Raw genomic sequence first — 22,013 nt, forward strand, 5'->3', positions numbered from 1 at the left:
GCGAGTTGACGATGACAAAAACAATGCACCAAACAAAAACAGAGTTCGCTGAACCACAGAATGCCTATTTGAGCTTGTTCTCTGGAATAGGAGGATTAGAGCATCCCTCAATTCCGCCGGTTCTTTTTTGTGAACAAGACACCGAGTGCCACGCGGTCATTCGAAGCCGCCCGTTGAACCTGGACGTTCCAATCCACGATGATGTCAGGAGCCTCAACGTACCTCCTCCAGCCTCCTTTGTGGTTGGAGGTTGGCCGTGCCAGGATATAAGCTCCGCAGGCAAACAACTCGGCCTCTCTGGGAACCGCTCGGGATTGTTCTTTGATATGCTGCGCGTAGCCGTGGCATCTGGCGCGCATACTATCGTGGGTGAGAATGTCCCGAACCTGTTGACGCTCGCGGGCGGAGCCGATTTTGAGGCAGCAAAACTCGCTGTCCGGAGCCACGGCTTTAACTACATCGCGTGGCGTCTGCTGAATGCTCGGGAATTCGGTCTTCCCCAAGACCGCAATAGGTTATTCATCGTCGCGTCAAAACATCCGTCTTATGCGTTGGGTCTTCACAGTGATGTCCCAGCAGATTTTGCTGGCAGTGACACGCGAAACGTACACGGCTTTTATTGGACCGGCGGCAAGAGATCCATATGCTATTCGACCGGCTATGTTCCTGCCTTGAAAGTTGGAGCGACGGATAACAGAGGCAGAGGAACAGTAGCGGTATTCAACGGTCTCAGTGCCCGTAAGTTGACTGTCGCAGAGAACCTTGCGCTTCAAGGATTTTCCGACATCCCCGCCTCTGGTCTCTCATCATCGACGTTACTCAGGATGGCGGGCAATGCGGTTGCGAGGCCGGTCGGGGAGTTTGTTGTATCGAGAGTCATGAATGCCTCCCCGCCATCGGGAATACGGAGCGGTTTCTCTGTCCGCTCAGCCTCCGGATACTTCGATGGCGAAGTCGAATGGGCGATAGATCACAAGTCGAGCGCGCTGGCTTCGAACCTCGCCGATTTCCTAGAGCCAAGCGATCATCCGCCGCTTTCGGCGCAGGCGTCTGCGGGCCTCATCGTCCGTTCCGTCCGTTCAGGCACCCCAATGCCACCAGATCTATTCGATGTGCTTTATAAGCAGACTCTAGAACGACGTGGAAAAATACATCCATCTCGTGGGGATAGTCTGACTGCGTTTGGAGAGATGCTTTCGGAAATAATGGAGTATCGAAACAATTTGGAAAAACTAGAGCGATGGGGCGACAATTGAACGAGAATACGGGCAATCTGGATATGCCAATTGACGACCTTCTCTCGTCAATTGGGGGGGAACGTGTCGACGACAAGTTGCTGCGCGATTTTATATTGGACGCTTTCGCCCGAGATCTCACCAGCAAGGATGCAAATAGATTTAGATTCGACTGGCGAGGGAAGTCGTCTCTTCTGAGCCGAATCCAGCGACCCGCACAAGGTGCCTTGCATCCTGACCCGACGACTTCGACGAATTTCGACTCAGCACGTCACGTTGCGATTCAAGGTGAAAACCTAGAAGTTATGAAACTCATCGAACGATCCTATTTCGGTCGGATCAAGATGATCTATATGAATCCTCCGTTCAACATCGGAGGGGAACTGATTTTTGATGACCGCGACGGTCATTTCGAACGGTATTTACAATACGTCGGCGGTAAAGACGTGAACGAAAGCGTCGGAATACCCGCTGGAAACGGCCATTCCAGTTGGCTGAATATGATATACCCCCGACTATTCTTGTGCAGGAACCTCCTTTCGAATGACGGAGTGATTTTTGTTTCGATAGACGACCATGAAGCCCATCATCTTCGTGCCGCGATGGACGAGATTTTTGGCGAGGAGAATTTTGTAGCCTCGTTCGTATGGGAGAAGCGATATTCGCCGCCTCCGGACACAAAGGACGTCGGGTACGTTCATGAGAACGTGCTGTGTTACCGGCGCTCCGAAGAGTTCGCGGCGGGCTTGTTGCCCATGACTGACGAGCAGTCAGCCAGGTATACGAATCCAGATGCCGATCCACGAGGCCCTTGGAAGGCCGCCGACTATACGTGCAGGTACACAGCAGAAGAGCGTCCTAATCTGTACTACCAAGTCACCAATCCCAACACGAGCGAAAAAAAGTTCCCCAAGAAGACTCGAGTTTGGGCCTGCTCGCCCGCAGAGCACGAAAAGAATGTGGAGGAGAAAAGGCTCTGGTGGGGGGTCGATGGAAAGAATTCGATACCGGCGAAGAAGAAGTATTTATTTGAGATACGCCAAGGAGCGATGCCCAAGACGATCCTTCAGCATGATGAGGTAGGTCATACGGACGAAGCAACAAAAGAGCTGAGGAAGCATCTTCCGGATTTGAAGCTGTCTCAGAAGCCAACAAGATTGATGAGACATCTACTGAGCATAGCGAATGTCGGGAAAGATGATTTGGTTCTGGACTGCTATGCCGGCACAGGGACGATGGGGGAGACGATTTTCTCTCTCGAAGAGAGTGGGCAAGCGCCGTCTTTTATTCTGATCGAATTTCCTGAAAAGCTGGAGGGAAGCAGTCTGACGCTTTCGGAGGCTATGCTACAAAGATTGGCGTCGAATGCCTCACGAAGAAAAGATGCGTCCCTGGGTTTCCGAAGTTTCAAACTTGCGCAATCGAATTTTCGGCACTGGAGCGACGATTCGGACGGAGATATGATCAGCCGCCTGGATAGCCATGTTCAGCATCTTAGGGAAGGCGCCGGACGTGACGAGCTGCTATTCGAGTTACTCCTGAGCGCTGGTTTTCCCCTAACCACAGAGTACCAGATGGTAGAGTTGGCTGGAAAACAAGTATTTTCAGTCGAGAATGGTGCGCTGCTCATCTGTCTTGAGAAGGAGATCACCCCGGAACTGATCGATGCGCTTGCGGAGGCCAATCCGTTGCAGGTCATCTGCCTGGATGAGGGGTTCAAGGGCAACGATCAGTTGAAGGCGAATGCGGTTCAGACCTTCCGGGCGCGGGCCGAGGCCGAGGAATCCGAAATCGTCTTCAAGACGGTTTGAGGGGGTTGATCATGAGAATGAGCAAAAAACCCCTCCCGATCTCGACGATTTGCGCTTGGCAGAAGAAGGTCGATCCCACGCCCGATTATCAGCGCCCTCCCGCCTGGTCGCGGAAGCAGAAGCAGCTATTGATCGATTCCATTCTTCGCGAATTCGACATTCCGAAGATGTACTGGCGCGCCGTCAATCGAGCTGACGGCGTGAAATACGAGGTTATTGACGGGCAGCAGCGTCTTCGGACGATCTGGGAATTCCGCTCCGGCGAGTTTGCGCTGGCCCGCGACACCGATCCGGTGAACGGCTTCCCTTGCGCCGGAAAAACCTACGATCAGCTCGACCTTGATGTCAGCACGATCTTCGATGCGTATCCGGTGGACGTGGTTATCGTCGATGACGCCGTGCAGAACGATGAGGAAGATGAAGTCCGCGATATGTTTCTGCGGCTTCAGAACGGCACGACGCTGAAAGCGCAGGAAAAACGCAATGCCATGCCGGGCCAGATGCGTGATTTCGTGAAGGAGCTTGCCCAGCATAAGCTCTTCACAAAATGCAAGTTCAGCAACAAACGCTTCACTTTCGACCAGGTGGCGGCGCAAGTCGTTTGCCTAGAGATGGCCGGCGGCCCGACAAGCGTTCGCGACGCCGACCTCAACCGTATGTATAACGAGAATGTTGTATTTGACGGCAGCGGCAAGGTCGCGAAGAAGGTTCGCCGCGTCTTCGACTACTTGCTGCGGGCGTTCCCCGAGAAAACCCCCGAACTTGAGCGTTACAACATCATTACGCTCTATTGCCTCGCCTCGACGCTGCTAGAGAAATACGTCCATGCGGGGACGGAAAGCGCGCTCGCGGATTGGTTCATAGGTTTTGAAGCCGAGCGGCGGGCGCAGGAGGAACTTGATGAGGAACTGCGGGACGCGACGCTGGTCGAATATCGCCGCCTCACGAGCTATTCGACGGACGGAGAGGATTCGATCAGGGGACGGCTTGAATATCTGGAAAAGCGTTTCTTCCTCGCTTGCGCCGATATTCCGACGATAGATGCCATCCGTGTATTCACGCCGGAGCAGAGGCTCGCGATCTACCGCAAGGACGATGGGCGCTGCCAAATCCATACGCATTGCGGCGGGGAAAAGCTCGGTTGGGCCGACTGGCACGCCGACCACAAGGTGCCGCACTCCAAAGGCGGGCAGACCACCGTGTCGAACGGGCAGGTCGCTTGCCCGACCTGCAATCTGATCAAGAATAACAAGCACTCTGATCTTGCCGAGGTCGCCGGATGAAACTAAAATTCGATCCCTCCCTTCAATATCAGCAGGACGCGATCAACGCCGTTGTCGGTGTGTTCGATGGTCAGCCTTTCGCGCAGGCCGGGGCGATGGCGTTTCAGAACATCCAGATCGGCGGGCTGTTCCAGACCGAGCTGGGCATGGGCAACCGGCTCAATCTGCCGGATGACGAGTTGCTAAAAAACGTCCATCGGGTTCAGGAGGCCAACGACATTGAGAAAGTCGCGGCCCTTGAGGGGCGCGAGTTCTCCGTCGAAATGGAGACCGGGACGGGCAAGACATATGTCTATCTGCGCAGCATATTCGTGCTGAACAAAACCTACGGCTTCAAGAAATTCATCATCGTCGTGCCGAGCGTTGCCATCCGCGAGGGCGTGCTCAAGAGCATCGAAACGATGAAGGAGCATTTCCAGACTCTCTATGACAAGGCTCCGTTCGATCACTTCGTTTACGACAGCAAGCGCCTCGGCAAGGTTCGGCAGTTCGCGACCAGCAACCAGATTCAGATCATGGTCATCAACATCCAGTCCTTCCAGAAGGATGTTGCCGACAAGGACTTGTCGGAAATGACGGAGGAGGATCTGAAGAAGCTCAACGTGATCAACCGCGAGAACGACCGGATGTCCGGGCGGCGGCCCATCGAGTTCATACAGGCCGCCAATCCCATCGTCATCATCGACGAGCCGCAGAGCGTCGATACGACTGAGAAGTCGCGCAAGGCGATCGGCAACCTCAACCCGATGGTGACGCTGCGCTACAGCGCGACCCATAAAAACCCGTACAATCTTGTCTACAAGCTCGATCCGGTCAGGGCCTACGATCTCCGCCTTGTGAAGCGGATCGAGGTCGCGTCGGTGCGCTCGGACGAAAATTTCAACGACGCCTATGTGAAGCTGATTTCAACCGACAATACGAACGGAATCCGCGCCCGCGTCGAAATTCACAAGGAAGGCAAGATGGGGCCGAAGGCCACGAAGATATGGGTCAAGCAGGGCGACGACCTGTATGTGAAGTCCGAAGAGCGCGAGGCCTACCGCAACGGCTACATCGTGCAGAATATCGACTGCACGCCCGGATCAGAATATATCGAGTTCAATCAGGGGCGGTTCCTGGAATTGGGGCAGGAATCCGGCGGCCTTGCCGAAGACATTATGAAAGCGCAGGTCTACGAGACCGTAGAACAGCATCTCAAGAAGGAGCGCGCGCTCAAGGGCAAGGGCATCAAGGTGCTCTCGCTCTTCTTCATCGACCGCGTCGCCAACTACCGCGTCTACAACGACGACGGCACGACCAGCCTTGGCAAGCTTGGCCAGTGGTTCGAGGAGGCGTACAAGGAGCTTACGGCCAAGCCGATCTACAAGGGCCTTATCCCGTTCGACGTTGCCGAGATTCATAATGGCTACTTCTCGCAGGATAAGAAGGTCGTCACACCCTTTGAAAACGTACATTCCGGCAAGACGCAGCTAGCCGCAGACGAAGACGTTTTCAATCTGATCATGCGCGACAAGGAGCGGCTGCTCGATCCCGAAGTCGCGTTGCGCTTCATCTTCTCACACTCCGCCCTGCGCGAGGGGTGGGACAATCCCAACGTGTTTCAGATTTGCACACTCAACGAGACCCAGTCCGCCGACAAGAAGCGGCAGGAAATCGGTCGCGGATTGCGGCTTCCTGTCTATGGCATGGGCGAGAAGCGGGGCGAGCGTGTTCACGACGAAACTGTGAACCGGCTGACCGTTATCGCGAACGAGTCCTATGAGGATTTCGCGCGGGCGCTTCAAACTGAATTCGAGGAGGATTTCGGCATCCGCTTCGGAAAGGTCGAGAAGATTGCGTTCGCGAAGCTCGTTCGCAAGGCCGAAGACGGGTCGGAAAGCGAGATCGGGCAGGATGAATCGGCGAAAATCTGGGCCGAGCTGGTAGCAGGCGGCTATCTCAACAACGCTGGCGACATTCTGGACAAGTTTGATCCCAAAAAACCGCACTTCGAGCTGAAAGTATCGGATGCATTCGGCGATCTTCGCGCGGAGATCGTCGATGAGGTCAACCGCAAGGTCTTCAAGAACCGCATCGTCAACGCCCGCGACCGGCGGGAGTTGAAATTCCGCAAGGAAGTCCATCTAAGCGAGGACTTCCAGAAACTCTGGGACAAGATCAAGCACCGCACCCGTTACCGCGTGACCTTTGCTCCGCCCGACCTCATCGAAAGGGCGTTAGAGCGCATCAAGCAGATCGAGCCGATCAAGGCGCCGCGCGTTGCCACGACCGTCGTCGAAGTGGACATTACGGATGCGGGCGTGTCGGCGGACAGGCAGATCGCGACCCGCGTTCGCGAGGCCGAGCCGGCGAAGATGCTGCCGGACATCCTCGCCTTCCTGCAAAAGGAGACGGAGTTGACCCGGCACACCCTTGCGGAAATATTGAAACGCTCGGGCAGGCTTGGCGAGTTCAAAATGAATCCCCAGGCCTTTATGGCGGCGGTCGCGAAGGAAATCTCGCGCGCGCTTCACGATCTCATGCTGGAGGGCATCAAGTACGAGAAGGTTGCCGGTGCTCATTGGGAGCAAAGCCGCATAGAGCAGGACGCCGAGGAGGGGATCGTCCGCTACCTGAGCAATCTCTACGAGGTGCAGAATCGAGAGAAATCGCTCTTCGATGCGATTGAATACGAATCCGAGGTGGAGAAGCAATTCGCCCGCGATCTGGACAGCAACGAGAACGTCAAGCTCTTCGTCAAACTGCCCTCATGGTTCAAGATCGACACCCCCATCGGCTCTTACAATCCCGATTGGGCCTTCGCTACCGAGCGCGAGGAAAAGCTCTACTTCGTCCGCGAAACCAAGAGCACCATTGATTCCGAGGAGCGCCGCACCAAGGAAAACCAGAAGATCGCCTGCGGCCGCAAGCACTTCGAAGCCATCGGGGTCGATTACGGTGTCGTGACCTCACTGGCAGAGGTGTCGATATGAACTCGACGGGCATCGCTGGCATGAATGAGAAGGATGAAGTGACGCCGTCAATTCCACATGGTGCAGATGCGCGCATAGCATGCTCTTTTACCACCTGCACGCTGTGCCTTCGGCGACGTTGCCCTCAAACAGGCAATCCAGTTCGTGCAGCAGGCGATAGTGCCGAGCTATCATTTTGCGAGGGTGTTCACCGCTTCGACGGCCAAAACCAAAGGTTGAGGCTGTCCATCGGGGATCTCTGTTGCCAGAGAGCCGTGGGAACCGACTGTCACGGAAGACCGGCTGCCTACCAGTCTGGAGTCGGCGGGAGATTGCGGATTGATCAAAACGATGGAGGCCGGCTTTCACGTCTAAACCTCGTCTGGCTATGCTCGGCTTCGATTTGAAATCAGGCTACGATAAGGATACATCTCAGGGCAAACAGGCAGGAGCCGGCGAGGGGCGCGGGAGGAGCGCTAGGTCGTTCCGCCATCAGCAGGGCGGGTTTCGATATACTCAGTGCCGACGCGCTCAAGCCTTGCTTCCTCCCTGTCGAGATTCCACCGGCGGTCCGCGTAAAACTCCATGGCCTTGCGCGTCTCGACTACCAGAACGTCGCCGTCAAACGCGTATTCACGGCGCACAGCGGCTGCCTGCTCTTTGGAAAGATTGCTGCGCGGGCGGAGGGTAATACGGGCGACTGTGTGCCAGTCGCGGTCGAACGGCAGGTCCTCTTCCAGATTCCTTGTCTCAAAGCTGCTATCAGGCGCAATCCGTTCCGGAACATAGTCGCGGTATTCGCCATGCTTGAAACTGTAAGCGCGCACATGGATGCGCGAGCCATCCGAGGCAAACCGCGTCGGCGCGATCCATTGGGGCGTCTGATCGCCGGTCGTCATGGAGATGTACTGCACTTCGACTGCCTGCCGGTTCTCAGCAGCCCGGCTTAGCAGCGCGAGCATGGCGGGATCGCTCCGCCGGGTCAGCGAGGGAAGTGCATCGAAGCGATCGGTGCCGCTTGCCTGCAGCACCCGCTCCCAGTCGCCGAACGAGAATTCGGGGGTGATGGGACGATGGTTCGCCTGGGCGATATAGACCTTCCTGACGGCATCGTAGCGCGGCGCGTCCTTTCCGGCCTCGGCCAGATAGGCCTTGAAATCCAGCGCCGCCTGCGCTGTCGAAACCCCGAAACGATCCATCAGGTCGCGACGGTTGGCCGTGCCGCGCCAGGTGAAGCATTGATCCAGAAAAACCAGCCTTTCGCGCTGCGGATGTTTGAGGGTTTCCAGGCTCATAACAAGGGCTTGACTCTGATTGCGATATACGTCTAATTTTTATACATGTAATTTTTAGATGGATCAATGGCTATGAAGATTTTGCACACAGGGGACTGGCATCTGGGGCGCCAATTTTATGGGCAATCGCTTGAGGCCGATCACGGCTCAGTCCTGGATCAGGTGCTCGGGGCGGTAAGGGCGCATTCTCCCGATGCCCTGGTTATTGCAGGGGACATATTCGATCGCGCCTCGCCACCCGCCACGGCGGTTCGCCAGTTCAATAATTTCATCCGGACGGTTCACGCCGATTGCGACACCTCGATCGTACTGATCGCCGGCAATCACGACTCCGGGGACAGGATCGCTTCCTACGCGTCTTTTGCCGATCCGAAGCGGCTGCTGATACGCGGGCCGCTTTCGCCCGAGGAGCGCCCCTTGATCCTCGAAGACGGACACGGGCCTGTCGCGTTCACCGGCCTGCCTTTCGGCAATGAGTTCTCGGCGCGGGAGTGCTACGGGGACAACTCGATCGCATGCCCTGCCGACGTTTTGGCCGCGCAGGTGGCATGCGCCCGCACTTACGTGCCGCGCAATGTGCGCTGGGTCGTCGCGGCCCACGTCTTTGTCGCCAACGCGACCCCGAGCGAGAGCGAGCGGCCTCTGCAAATAGGCGGCATCGAGACTGTCCCATCCAGCGTCTTCGACGGCGCGCACTATGTCGCACTGGGCCATCTGCACCGGCAGCAGAGCGCCGGCGGCGATCATATCCGGTACAGCGGCTCGCCGCTGGCCTTCGGCTTCGACGAAGCGGGCAGCACCAAATCGCTCACCATGGTCGATCTTGCCGGGGACGGATCGGTGACCCTTCGGCAGCTCCCGATCAATCCGCCTCGCGCCGTTCGCGTCCTGAAAGGGGAGTTCGAGGAGCTCCTGGACAAAGGCAGCCGCGAGCCGTCGGAGGATTTCATCAAGCTCGTGCTGACCGACAAGAAACTCCTGATCGATCCGATGGGCAGGATCCGGGAACATTATCCCAACGCCCTTGCGCTCACCTACGAGCGTGACGAGAGCGCCGAGCCGATTCTGTTGCGCGGCAGTTCCCAGGCCAAGCTCGACGATCCGGTCGCCGTGGTTGGCGAGTTTCTGAGCCAGGTGCGCGGCGAGGAAGGTACGGATGACGAAATGGCGCTAGTGGGCTCTGCCCTGAAGCAACTTAATAACGTGGAGGAGCGGGTATGAGACCGTTGCGGCTTACACTCCGGGCCTTCGGCCCTTACGCGGGCGAGCAGGTTGTCGATTTCAGGGACGCACTCAGTGCCGGGCTCTTCGGCATTTATGGCCCGACCGGATCGGGGAAGTCATCGATATTCAGCGCGATATCGTTTGCGTTGTTCGGTGAGCCAGCCCGGGACGACCAGGATGCATCAAGCTTGAGGTCGGATCACGCGAGCCCGGATTGCCTGACAGAGGTCGGACTCGTCTTCGAACTCGGCGCACAGAGATACCTTGTGCGGCGCAGGCCGGAACAGGTGCGGCCGGCCCTGCGTGGGGACAAGGAGACGAAGGAGGCGCATTGCGCGTGGCTGTTCGATGTCACCGGAATTCCCCTCGATGAAATCACCGCCGAAAACCAGGGTACGCCGATTGCGGAGAAGAAAGTCTCCGAGGTGCGTGATGAGCTTGAGCGAAGGCTAGGCTACGGGCCGGAACAGTTTCGGCAGATCGTGCTCTTGCCCCAGGGGCGCTTCGAGAAATTTCTTGCGGCGAAAACCAACGACCGCCTGGCGATCCTGCGCGAGCTTTTCGATGTCTCGCTTTACAAGCAGCTTACCCAGAAGATGAAGGACGACGCGAAAGCTGCCGAGGACAAAATCAGGGCCGATCGCCAGTTATGCGCAAGCAGGCTGGAGCAGGAAGGTTTTGCGACGCTCGAAGACCTTTCGGCGGGAGCGCAGCAGGCGCAGGAAGAATACAAAACCGAGTCTGCTGCGGCGGAGGCGGCAAAGGGCTATGCGGCGCTGGCCGCTCAGGCGCTGGCTGCTGCCCAGGAAGTCGAGAAAGCCTTTGTCGAGAACGACGCGGCGGCGCTGGCACTGGGATCCATGGAGGCCAAAGGCAAGGAAATCAAAGAAGACAGGGCTGTCCTGAGCGGGGCACTCGTGGCCCGGGGCCTGAGCGATGTCGATGCCGTAATGCAGCGCGCGTGTACCGATCTGTCCACCGCAAACGACACCTGTGCGAAGGCGCAAGCTGCGCGCGCGGCGGCCGACGAGGCGATGCGGAAGGCGGCCGAACTGCTGGCGGCGGAACAGGCAAAACGCGGCGAGACCGAGATCCTGCGGGAGCAGGGCAAGGCTATGATGCGTCATCGCGATACGCTGGCTCTCGCCGAGAAGAAGAAGGCGGCCAGGGAAGAGGCGGCGCGTAACGAGAGCAATGCGGCGACGATCTTTGAGACGGCGCAGAATAGCCATAGCGCGCTCGTTCGCGAACAATCCGGCATAACAGCGCAGATCAAGACGGCGGAAACGACGGCCGGGCAGCGGGTGGCGCTTTCGGCAGCGGCCCAGGAGCTGAAGTCAAAGCTCGAGGCGGCGCGTGGCTATGACCGGGCGCTCAAGGCGGTCAACGACGCGCGGAGTGACGTTGCCGGCGCTCGCGAAGTTCACGAGAAGAATTGCCGGGCGCAGGAAGATGCGCAGCGCGGCTTTGACGAGGCAGAGGCGGCGCTGGCAGGAGCGCAGGCGCAGCATCTTGCCGAAAAGTTGCGGCCTGGTGAGGCTTGCCCTGTTTGCGGTTCCCACGACCACCCAGCGCCCGCCCACGGGCGGGCGGAAAGCGCGGGGCGCAACGATGCCTTTACCGCTGCCCGCGAGGCGTTTGATAGCGCCCGAAGCGTGAGCGCTGCCAGCGGCCAGGCCCTTGCCGCGAAAGAGGCGACGCTTTCGGAAAGGAAAAATCTTCTTGCGGGATTGGCGAAGCCGGAGAACACTGCCGCCGAACTTCAGGAGCATAGCGCCAAGGTTCAGGGCGATATTGAGGCTCTCGACCCTGCGGTCGATCTCGAAGCGTTGCGAGGCGCGTTGGAGCGAGTCGAAGCCAGGTTGCCTGAAGCGAGCGCAGCCGTAGAGGCTGCGCGCGTGGGCCGCGATCTGGCTAAAACCGGCCGTGCCCTTGCCGACCAGGGGCTGGAGGATGCCCTTGCGTCGGTTCCCGAAGATCTCAGGACGACGGAGGCGCTTGAGGCCGCGATTGCCGCTGCCGACGACGAGCTTAGAAAGCGCGATCTTACTTTTGAACAGGCGATCAAATCCGAGCGTGAGGCCGGGGAGACGCGGATCGCCGCGCGCAAGGACGAGGAAGGCGCGGTGAACGCCCGTGAGGTTGCGCTCGCCAAGCAGCAAGAGGCGGAAGAAGGTTTCGGCGGCCGTCTGGCCGCGAACGGCCTGACCCGGCAGCAATACGAAGCCCATAAGGCGAATATCGGCCGCATCGAAGAGTTGCAGGCCTCTATCGAGCGCTTTGGACAAGATCTCCATGCTGCTCGCGACAGGGCCGCCCGTGCCGGCGCAAATGTCGAAGGGAAGGATCGTCCCGGCCTTACCGGGCTTGGCACCGAAAGTGAAGAAGCGACGCGAGTCAGGGATGAGGCCTATCGGAAGGCGGCCTTCGCGGCTTCCCGCGCTGAGTTTCTGGCAAAGCTGACCGACAGCATTGCCGGTGCGTTGAGTGAGATCACGAAGGCCGAAGACGCCTATGCGCCGCTCGCGGCGGTCGCGCATGCGTTCGACGGTAAGAACAACGCGAACATGATGTTGGAGGTTTTTGCCATTGCCGCCATGTTCGACCTTGTGCTCGCTTCGGCAAACGCAAGATTCAAGCCGATGAGCGGGGGGCGCTACAGCCTGGAGCGCGAACAGGATGTTGCCAAAGGCGCCGGAAAGAAGGGACTCGGCATCGTTGTGCATGACGTGCATACGGGGCGTACTCGCGCAACGGCGACCCTTTCGGGGGGCGAGACTTTCATGGCGGCGCTGGCGCTGGCCCTGGGGCTTTCCGACGTGGTGGAGAGCGTAAACGGGGGCGTTCACCTCAATACGATCTTTATCGACGAGGGTTTCGGAACGCTCGATGGGCAGGCGCTGGATCAGGCGCTTCAGATTCTTCAGGACATTGTCGGCGAGAGCCGGGCGGTTGGTCTTATCTCGCACGTTGACGCAGTCCAGCAGGCAATCCCGTTCGGGTTCCAGATCAGCAAGACGACGGGCGGCAGCCATATCAGCCAACGCTTTGCGTAGCCAAACAAGGGGTTGCGATAAAATGAACGCGGGCTAACATCGTCGGCCAGGGGGAGCCTCACAAGATGTAGCTGAAATATAAATAAGTAAAGATGTGGAAATGCCCACATGGGTATTGGATTTAATTTGGTTGTTCGTGAAATACTGTGCGAGGGGCACTATGACGGGCGCAATACGGGAAGAAGAGCCGTCCGGCTGGAACCCGGAAGCGAGCGGGACGCGCGTTCGGCTCCGCGATAATCCGGGCAGGCAGGGAACGACGACCGGAAGGGTCAAGAAGGCAGGCACTTTCCTGTTGGTCGAAGTGAATTTCGGCCCCCACGAAAAGCAATACAAGCGCTACGAGCTGCTGGAGCCCATCGCGGACGAGGTGCAGATTTTTGATCTGCTTGAGGGAGGCTCATTCGGCGGCCCCAGCGACCTCAGGCAGGTTTTGACCTTTGAGAAGATCAAAGGCGAATTGACCAACGTCTTCTATTCGATGGAGGCCAGCAACACGGACTTCTATCCGCACCAGTTCAAGCCGGTCATGCGGTTTATCGAGTCCCCGATCGGCCGGATGCTGATCGCCGACGAAGTCGGTTTGGGGAAAACCATCGAAGCAACGTATATCTGGAAAGAAATTCAGGCCCGTCATCAAGCCAGGCGGCTGTTGATCATCTGTCCCGCCATGCTGCGCGAGAAGTGGCGCGAGGATCTGCGCAAGCGTTTCAACATAACCGGCGAAATCGTTTCCGCGCGTACCCTTTATGAGAGGGTCAAGGACATCGCCAGCTACAAGAGCGCGGAGTCGTTCGTCTATATAACCAGCCTGGAGGGATTGCGTCCTCCCGCAAATTATGACGATGAGAATGTCGGCGGCGTCAGGGCGCAATTTGCCCGCATTCTTGACCAGAACACGGCCAGCGAGGAGTTCGCCCTCTTCGACCACGTCGTTATCGACGAGGCCCACTATCTGAGAAACCCCTCGACCGCCAACAATCGGCTTGCCCGCCTGCTAAGAGAGGCATCGCACCATTTTGTGCTGCTGACTGCAACGCCGATTCAGATCGGCAGCGACAACCTTTACCAGCTTCTGCGCCTGATTGATCCCGATCAGTTCTACGATTCATTTCTCTTTGGAGAAATGCTTTCGGCGAACTCCTGCATAGTGCGCGCGCAGAGGGCGTTATGGCAGCAGCCGGCGGACGTTCCGGCGGCGCTGAAGGCAATTTCCGAGGCGGAGAAGTCCGACTATTTCAAGAATGACGCCGTCCTTGCGCGCATCAAGGAACATCTTCGCGTTGACGCCACCGATGCCGAACGGCGCGTGGAGATTCTCAGGCTTCTGGAATCGCGCTCGCTCCTTTCCCAATACATGACCCGAAGCAGGAAGCGCGAAGTTCTGGAGCGGCGCGTCGAGCGGGCGCCTCAGGTTCTCAGCGTCAGGTTCAGTGCGGCGGAGAAACAGCTCTACGACCATGTTACCAGCCGGCTGCGCGATGAAGCGGCGGGCAAGACCGGCGTGTCGCTATTCTCGCTTATCGCTCGGCAGAGGCAGATGGCCAGTTCGATCGTCGGCGCGCTCGAAAGCTGGGGCGACAAGGGCCTCATCGAAGAGCTTCTGTGGGAAGACTTCGGGATTTCGCCGCAGCTCCGTTCGGAGCCGCTGGGCAATAAAGACGGCGACGATACGGTTGATGCCGCCTCGCCCGACATGGGCCTCAGGCACGATCTCGCCGTGCTGGAAAAGGGCGATGAAAAGTATCGCAAGCTCCAGAAGTTTCTTGCGAATGAGCTGAAACGGAATCCGCGCGAGAAGTTCGTCATCTTCGCCTTCTATCGCGGTACCCTCAAATACCTGGCCCGCCGTCTGAAGGCTGACGGGATCAATGCGGCGCTGATCATGGGGGACATGGGAAAAGAGAAGGACGATCTGATACACGCCTTCGCCCGACCCGACGGGCCGTCAGTCCTGCTCTCTTCCGAAGTCGGAAGCGAGGGCATCGACCTTCAATTCTGCCGCTTTATCGTGAACTACGATCTTCCCTGGAACCCGATGCGGGTTGAGCAGCGGATCGGCCGTCTCGACCGCCTGGGGCAGAAAGCGGAGCGCATCTCGATCATCAATATGGTTGTCGAGAACACCATCGAAGACCGCATCCTGATGAGGCTCTACGATCGCATCAACGTGTTCCGCGAGAGCATCGGCGATCTCGAAGACATTCTCGGGGAAGTGACCGAGCAATTGCTCGTCAACCTGCTCGATCCGACCCTGACGGACGAGGAGCGCGAGCGAAAATCCGTCGAGGCGGAGCTCGCAATCTGCAACACACAGCGGGAGCAGCAGCGCCTCGAGGAAGAAGCGGTCAACCTTGTCGGGTTTTCCGACTACATCCTCGACCATATCAGCGATAGCCGCGAAAACGGCCGGTGGCTCAGCGCAAGCGAGCTCCAGTCCCTCGTGGAGGATTTCTTCGCGCGCAATTTCCCCGGCACCAAATTCGAGGCCGTCGCGGGCGCGGAGTATGCCCTGCGCATTACTCTCTCGGAGGAAGCGCGGCGCTCGCTGGGTTACTTCATATCGGAGGCACGGCCATCGACGAGAACGCAGCTTCATCGAAGCGGCAGGCCGACCCTGTGCATTTTCGACCCGCGCCGGGTTGACGAGGTTTCCGGCGAGGCGGAGTTCATCGAGCCCAGCCATCCTCTAATACAGTGGGTACGCTTCAGTTACGAGGACGACCAAAGTCAGCTCCATCGCGTCACCGCGATAAAAGTCCCGGCGCAAGACGCCGGCGTCCCTCCTGGCGACTATGTATTCAGCGCTCACCGCTGGTCGTTCAACGGCCTGAAATCCGATCAGTCGCTTGCCTTCAGGGTGAAGCCGCTGGGAAGCGACCGAACCCTTGGGGCCTCGGAGGCCGAGGCGCTGATTACCGTTGCCTCGCGCGTGGGAGAAAAGCTGCCGAATGCGGTCAACGTGCTTCCGGACATCGAGATCATCTGTGAGGCGGCCGTGACGTGCGAAGAGTCCCTGGGGGATGCCTTTTCGGAGCGTCTTTCCGATTTTGAGGCGGAGAACACGGTGCGCTGCGATCAGCAGCGAACCAGCGCCGAAAAGCTCGCGAGCCGCCGCATCGAAGGCTTGAAGGCCCGCGTCGCCCGGTTTCGCGCGGAAGGAAATCTGCGCCCAGTTGCGATGACGGAAGGTCTTATCAGGAAAGAGGAGGAGCAGTTGAAGACCAAGCTTGATCGCGTTTCACGGCGGCAACAGGTCGATCCAACGATGATCCCGCTTGCGGCCGGCGTTGTGAGGGTCGTCTGACATGGCAAGCTGGCGCGACAGGCTTAATTCACTTCGCGAGCGCGTGTTTGGCAGGGCGGAAGTCCCGCCATCCTTTTCCGAACCGGATGTAAGCGCGGCATCAGACGTCGAACAGCCCGGTGTTACCGAGTCTCCCGCGCTTGCGCAGGCAGCGCCAGTTGTGGCAGACAAGGCGCCCGCAAGCCGGGCAAGAGCCCGTACGGGCACAGCTCCGAAGACCGTCACGACCCAAGGCAAGCGGGCGGCGGTCGCATCGGATGACACGCCGCCACGGAGCGCGCCCAAAGCAAGACCGCTTCCCATCAATCTCGGCATCGATTTTGGCACGAGCTTCACGAAAGTCTGCTTTCGCGACCTCGGCAGTGAGGTTTCGGGAACCGTTGCTGCCGGCAACGGCGGCAAGGAAGCGCTTGTGCCGTCCATTGTCGCAATCGGTTCCGATGGAGGGCTGTTCCTTGGTGACAGCGTTTCCGGCAAGCAATCCGCTGTCATCGTTCCTTATCTGAAGATGCGCCTTGCGGGCGGGCCAATCGGCGAACACCTGCCCGAGTTCGAGGGGATCGACCTGAACAAGGCCGAATCCGTTAGGGCGCTTGCTGCGTGGTTCCTTGCGTCGGTAATCCAGCGCAGCCAGCAATGGCTCGCCGTCCATGAGGCCGACAGGCTGAAGAACCGCGTTCCGGTGTGGTCGGCGAATGTCGGTGTACCCGTCGAACACTACGATTCACAAGCGCTTGCGACGTTTGAAGAAGTGCTTGGCGTCGCCTGGCTGTGGGTCAAAGACGATCTGGTCCCGAAAACGCTCCAGCAGGCGCTGCCTTCGTACAGGCTCACGCAGCCGCGCCTTGCGGCCGAGGTCACGGACTTCCACGCAGTGCCGGAAATTGCTGCTGCGGTACAGTCGTTCGTCATGTCCCGTGAAGCCGTCCCGGGCATTTATGTTTACTTCGATGTTGGCGGCGGTACGGTCGATGGCGTCGCGTTCAATTTTCGGAACTTTCGGGGGGAGCGCTGCATCAACTTCTATTCCGGCAAGGTCGAGCCCTTAGGCGTCTCCGCGATTGGAGCCGCCCTTGCGGAAAGCGCCACAGGTAAAATCGACGCTGTGGTACTGGAGAAGCTGCTGAAGAGCTGCGCGCCCTCGATACTGGCCGAGTTCGTTCAGAGAATTCGCAGGCTCGTCGGTTACGTCATCATGACCGCGCGGCAGAAAGACGGGCGGAACTGGCAGGAAGACGCCTTCCAGAACGCCGACTATGAGCGGAAGTTTATCGGTGAACTGTCGGCTTCGCGCATGCGCCCCCTGGTAGTTTTCATAGGCGGTGGCGGATCGAACTCCGATTGGTATAGGCAATCGATAGAATCCACCTATAAGGCCTTTCAGCACCACAATGCGGGCGTTCCGCCGTATAGACTGGTGGAGGTTCCCCGGCCAAAGGACTTCATCGTGCCGAAAGGCAGCGGCGATGAGTTCATTCGCTTTGCCATCTCGTACGGCCTGTCGTTCCCCTTCGGGGAGGGGCCTGACATAGGATTGCCGAGCCAATTCGGCGAAGCCGAAAAGCCTCGCCAATGGACGCCTCCCGGTGTGGTCGATTACGCGGACAGCAAGGATTACTGTTGATCGAGAAGCAAGACCGCCATGCGCTTCTGCCATGGGTTGGGCGCTAAGTGCTGAGAGGGGTGCTCGATGGTCAAATATTTAGAGCGGCTGGCAGAGGCAGGCATCGAGCGTTAGCGATAGTTACGACAAAGCGACTACCGAAACGGCAAATGACCTCAGCCAAAGCCGGTGCGGCTCCGCACAAAGTGAATTGATACGAAATATTGCAAAATGGGGCATATTTAATGATAGAGGGCGCACGCAAGCTACCGACACAACACGTTTCAATTCGTGTGCCGTGGCATGATTCTGGTTGGTCCGGTCGCGTTTGCGCGAATCCGTCGAAAAACACCCATTGCGTTGCGCTTCCGCGCATCGGCGACACTCGTGATGATTCCTGGGAGGAGTCCGTTCGGGGGGAGTTATTCGATACGGAAGGTGTCCGACTGCCTGCGTGCGCTGCCGAGCGCGGGGCTTTCATGGCGGATTTTGCGTATGAGCGCCGTTTTCCGCATCCCTATGAGCACCATGCGCTCTACACGCATTTTCGGAGAACAAGGTATGTTCACACGCTACGATCGGCGTCGGCCATTCCCTTCGCATGGATGATGAAGGGTGATGATGGCTTGCCGGAGATCGCCACCAGGCTCGCGCTCGGTTTCCGGCCGGAGCGGGAGCCTGAACTCGGCTTTGAGAGCATCTGGGTTCAAGAGCGGCGCAATCAGCTCGTCATGCTGGACACCTTCTTCGGTGCGATTGAACCGAACGTGTCGCTGGTTTTCTTCTACGCGAAGAAGACCCCTCTCACCGAAGATCCGCGTCGCGTCATCGTCGGGATCGGTCGGGTGAGGAGCGTCGGCGACGCTACTGAATATAACTATGAGGACGCGCCCAAGAATGCCCTGCGCTCGATGGTGTGGGAGCGCAATATCGGCCACTCGATCGAGCCGGAAATCGGCGACGGCTTCCTTTTGCCCTATCGCGAGTTGTTGGAGCACGCAGAAAGCGATCCCGGCTTAGATATTCAGCCGTTTGTGCTGCACGCGCCAAGCGAGAGCTTCGACGCATTCTCGATGGGCTCTGAACACGTCAGCCATGACCAAGCTGTAGCTGTGCTGTTGGCCGCAGCCCCAGTGGTGGGTCGCTATGAGACATTGCTACCCGGTGACTGGGGCGCAGCGCGCCGCTGGATCGATGCGGAACTCAACCGGCTCTGGCGGTTACGCGGTGCATATCCCGGTCTTGGATCGGCGCTTAGCGCTCTGGGACTCCCGAATGGCACTCTGCTTGCGCACGCTATCGGCAATCTGCTGCACGCCGACGGCGGAGAGGATGTTCGTGATCCCTGGCCTGTCGTTGAGACCGTGCTTCGCGATCCGAAGCGCCTGCCACCGGACCTCACTGGCTCAGTCGGCCCTGTCGCTGCGAAGCTATGGGACAGCTTGCGGCCCGAACGCCGAGACCTTCTCAAGCTACTCGCACGTTTCGAGCTATCCGCCGACCAGATGCAGCGGTGGTGGATTCGGGAAGAGCGAGCAGAAGCCGGGATTGAGCTCGACGACGCCACAATCCTTACTAATCCCTATCTCTGCTTCGAGGCGGATCGTGGACGCGTGGACAGTATTCCCCTGTCCGTTGTCGACAGAGGATTGTTTCCTGATCCGCATGTGCTTGCGGCAATCCCCATTCCAGAACCGTCGGTATGTGCGGAAGCGATTGATCCGCGCCGAGGTAGGGCGCTTATGATCCAGGCTCTCGAATCCGCTGCTGTCGAGAATGGTCATACGATGCTTCCTCAGGATTGGCTGGTGGAGCGGGTTCGGACTGCTGAAGTCTCCCCGCCTTGCGCCATCACCGGGGATTGGATTGCCGCCTTCGATGACAATCTCATCCCCCAGCTCAAACGAGTGGAAACTGCAAACGGGGCGCCTGCGTGGCAACTCGATCGCTACGCAGCTACACGCGCATTGATCGGCACGCGGCTCAAGCGACGTCTCGGGGGTGCGCGACACGCTGGCGAACATGACTGGCGTGCACTGATCGATAAGGCTCTGGGAGGACCTGCCAAGCAAGCCGATTCTGCGGAGGAGATGGCGCGCGCGGAAAAGGCTTCGGCACTCGAAGAACTCTTCCGTTCCCGAGCCTCGGTGCTGATTGGCCCCGCCGGCACCGGCAAAACCACGCTTCTCCTGGCCCTATTGTCGCTCGATCAGGTTCGCAAAGGCGGTGTTCTGCTGCTGGCTCCAACAGGCAAGGCGCGGGTTCAAATGCAGAAGAAGGCCGGAGACGTGAAGGCGTTCACGTTGGCGCAGTTTCTGCTCGGTTTCAATCGCTATGACGGGCAGACCGGCGCATACCTCGTGACGGACACTCCAGATCGCGAGAATGGCTTTGCTACGGTTGTTATCGACGAAGCCTCGATGCTCACGGAAGATCAACTCGCGGCCACACTCGATGCCCTTGATCCGTCGAGTGTCCAGCGGCTCATCCTCGTGGGCGATCCTCGCCAGCTTCCACCGATCGGCGCGGGGCGCCCGTTCGTGGATGTGATCCGGCTTCTTCGGGAGCAGGACGCCAAACCTCTTCGCGGCCTGGCCGAACTGACGGTGGTGCGCCGTCAGGCCGGCAGCTCGGAAGATCCTGAATCTCCCCGAGACGATGTGCTTCTCTCACGCTGGTTCAGTGGTGAAGCGCCTGACGCGGGGGCGGACGAGGTATGGGATCGGTTGACGACTGGCTCATCGCGCGGCGTTCGCGCGATAGCTTGGGACAGTGACGCGGATCTGCAAACCAAGCTTCTACAGGAACTGACCGCCCACATCCGTTCGGACGTGGATGCCTCGGTTAGCGACGAGACGGCCTTCGAGATCAGCCTGGGCGGTTCTGAATGGAACGGTCGCGCCTATTTCAACCCTTCGCGCGAAGGCGCAGACGGGCGACGCCAAGGAGGTGGTGCGGGCGTTGAGGCTTGGCAAATCCTGGCGCCGATGCGCGCAGGAGAAACAGGCGTTGACGGTCTCAACCGCTGGATCAAGCGGCTGTTTCGTGTCTCGGTTCGGGGTTGGACTGAGGTAGAGCCGCATTGGCATCGCAAGATCGCCAAACCGATGGGAAGTCAGGCAATTCTCTACGGCGATAAGGTCATCAATCTCTCGAACGGGCGTCGCCGTGACGTCTATCCTGATATGGAGAGAGCATATCTCGCAAATGGCGAAATCGGCCTCGTTATTGGTCAGTACAAAGGCAAGAACTGGAAGCCGAAGAGGCTGCCGTGGAAGCTGGAGGTCGAGTTTTCGACCCAACTCGGATTCAAGTTCGGATTTGGCGGGTCGGATTTTGGCGAGGATGGTGACGAGCGCTTGGAACTTGCTTACGCACTGACGATTCATAAATCTCAGGGCAGCGAATTCGGCACGACCTTCGTAATCATGCCGAATCCTTGTCGACCGCTCTCGCGCGAGTTGCTCTATACAGCTTTGACGCGGCAGCAGCGCGAGGTGGTCCTGTTCCATCAGGGCGATTTGCGTGACTTGATAAAGCTGTCGGGTGCCGATCACTCTGAGACGGCCCGCCGGCTCACGAACCTTTTCCGCGAGCCGAAGCTTGTTGCCTATAGTGGTTCTTTCCTGGAGGAGGGTCTCATTCATCGCACAACGCGCGGCGAACTCGTGCGATCAAAATCCGAGGTCATTATCGCCGACCTGCTCCATGGCCTGGGGCTTCCCTACGGTTACGAGCAACCGTTCACAGGCCCGGATGGTTCGGTGCGGTATCCCGACTTCACGATTGATGACGCGGAGACTGGCCGCCGGATTTTGATCGAACACCTCGGGATGATGGATCGCCCGGATTATGTCCGACGCTGGAAGGCGAAGGAGAAGTGGTATCGGAACGCCGGTGTCCTACCGATCACGGAACGTGAAACTGATGTTGGATTGCTGACAACCACGGAGGTTGGGGGCTTCGATGCAGCGGCGATCAAGGCGCAGATTGGTGCGGCGTTCGGGCTCTGATTGGTTCGCTAAGATTGGAAACCCTGAAGGGGAAATTAGACTGAGGGTTGATATCGATGCTGGCCGATGTTGGCTGAGCCGGAAAGACTTTTCATGAAGGTGAATTCAGTTTGACATAACTCCAGCAATAGGGGTGCAGGCGAGCGAATGGGGCGGCAAAGATGCAAAACTTCGGCCTCAACGGTAGCGAGGACGATGTTACGATGCCGCTCGAGAAGGTGATCTGAGATCCTTG

10 protein-coding genes are annotated in these 22,013 nt (G+C 58.5%); 9 read left to right on the plus strand and 1 reads right to left on the minus strand.

Features of this window, described 5'->3' with window-relative positions; translation table 11 throughout:
* The first annotated feature begins 11 nt into the window (after nt 1–11).
* Genes AC13QO_RS22835 through AC13QO_RS22850 form a run of 4 tightly spaced genes read left to right on the plus strand, consistent with a single transcriptional unit; the run spans nt 12 to nt 7,301 of the window.
* Nucleotides 12–1,256: a DNA cytosine methyltransferase gene (locus AC13QO_RS22835; protein ID WP_184337117.1), complete on the plus strand. Its 1,245-nt coding sequence runs from the start codon at nt 12–14 to the stop codon at nt 1,254–1,256.
* Entirely contained in the window at nt 1,253–3,046 is a 1,794-nt protein-coding gene (locus AC13QO_RS22840) for a site-specific DNA-methyltransferase (RefSeq protein ID WP_184337118.1), read from the plus strand. The genes AC13QO_RS22835 and AC13QO_RS22840 overlap by 4 nt, the downstream gene beginning before the upstream one ends.
* Before the next feature lie 17 nt (nt 3,047–3,063).
* Nucleotides 3,064–4,329, plus strand: coding sequence for an HNH endonuclease family protein (locus tag AC13QO_RS22845; RefSeq protein WP_184337119.1), 1,266 nt, complete (start codon nt 3,064–3,066; stop codon nt 4,327–4,329).
* The gene (locus AC13QO_RS22850) at nt 4,326–7,301 is read left to right on the plus strand and encodes a restriction endonuclease (protein WP_488541931.1); all 2,976 of its coding nucleotides are present in this window, start codon (nt 4,326–4,328) and stop codon (nt 7,299–7,301) included. Before AC13QO_RS22845 ends, AC13QO_RS22850 begins: the two co-directional genes overlap by 4 nt.
* Before the next feature lie 455 nt (nt 7,302–7,756).
* Here the strand turns inward: AC13QO_RS22850 and AC13QO_RS22855 are convergent, their stop codons facing one another.
* A complete protein-coding gene (locus AC13QO_RS22855) occupies nt 7,757–8,575 on the minus strand; it encodes a BrxR family transcriptional regulator (RefSeq protein ID WP_184337121.1) in 819 nt (272 codons plus the stop codon).
* 72 nt (nt 8,576–8,647) lie between these two features.
* Between AC13QO_RS22855 and AC13QO_RS22860 the strand changes: the two genes are divergently transcribed.
* From AC13QO_RS22860 to AC13QO_RS22880, 5 genes are all read left to right on the plus strand, one after another.
* Nucleotides 8,648–9,796: an exonuclease SbcCD subunit D gene (locus tag AC13QO_RS22860; RefSeq protein WP_488541932.1), complete on the plus strand. Its 1,149-nt coding sequence runs from the start codon at nt 8,648–8,650 to the stop codon at nt 9,794–9,796.
* The gene (locus AC13QO_RS22865; RefSeq protein ID WP_184337123.1) at nt 9,793–12,855 is read left to right on the plus strand and encodes an AAA family ATPase; all 3,063 of its coding nucleotides are present in this window, start codon (nt 9,793–9,795) and stop codon (nt 12,853–12,855) included. Before AC13QO_RS22860 ends, AC13QO_RS22865 begins: the two co-directional genes overlap by 4 nt.
* A gap of 160 nt (nt 12,856–13,015) precedes the next feature.
* Nucleotides 13,016–16,162: an SNF2-related protein gene (locus AC13QO_RS22870; protein WP_184337124.1), complete on the plus strand. Its 3,147-nt coding sequence runs from the start codon at nt 13,016–13,018 to the stop codon at nt 16,160–16,162.
* Between the two features lies 1 nt (nt 16,163).
* Entirely contained in the window at nt 16,164–17,786 is a 1,623-nt protein-coding gene (locus tag AC13QO_RS22875) for an Hsp70 family protein (RefSeq protein ID WP_184337147.1), read from the plus strand.
* Between the two features lie 458 nt (nt 17,787–18,244).
* Nucleotides 18,245–21,778: an AAA family ATPase gene (locus AC13QO_RS22880; RefSeq protein WP_488541933.1), complete on the plus strand. Its 3,534-nt coding sequence runs from the start codon at nt 18,245–18,247 to the stop codon at nt 21,776–21,778.
* The last annotated feature ends 235 nt before the right edge of the window (nt 21,779–22,013 follow it).

This window comes from Rhizobium sp. CNPSo 3670, from assembly GCF_057784555.1.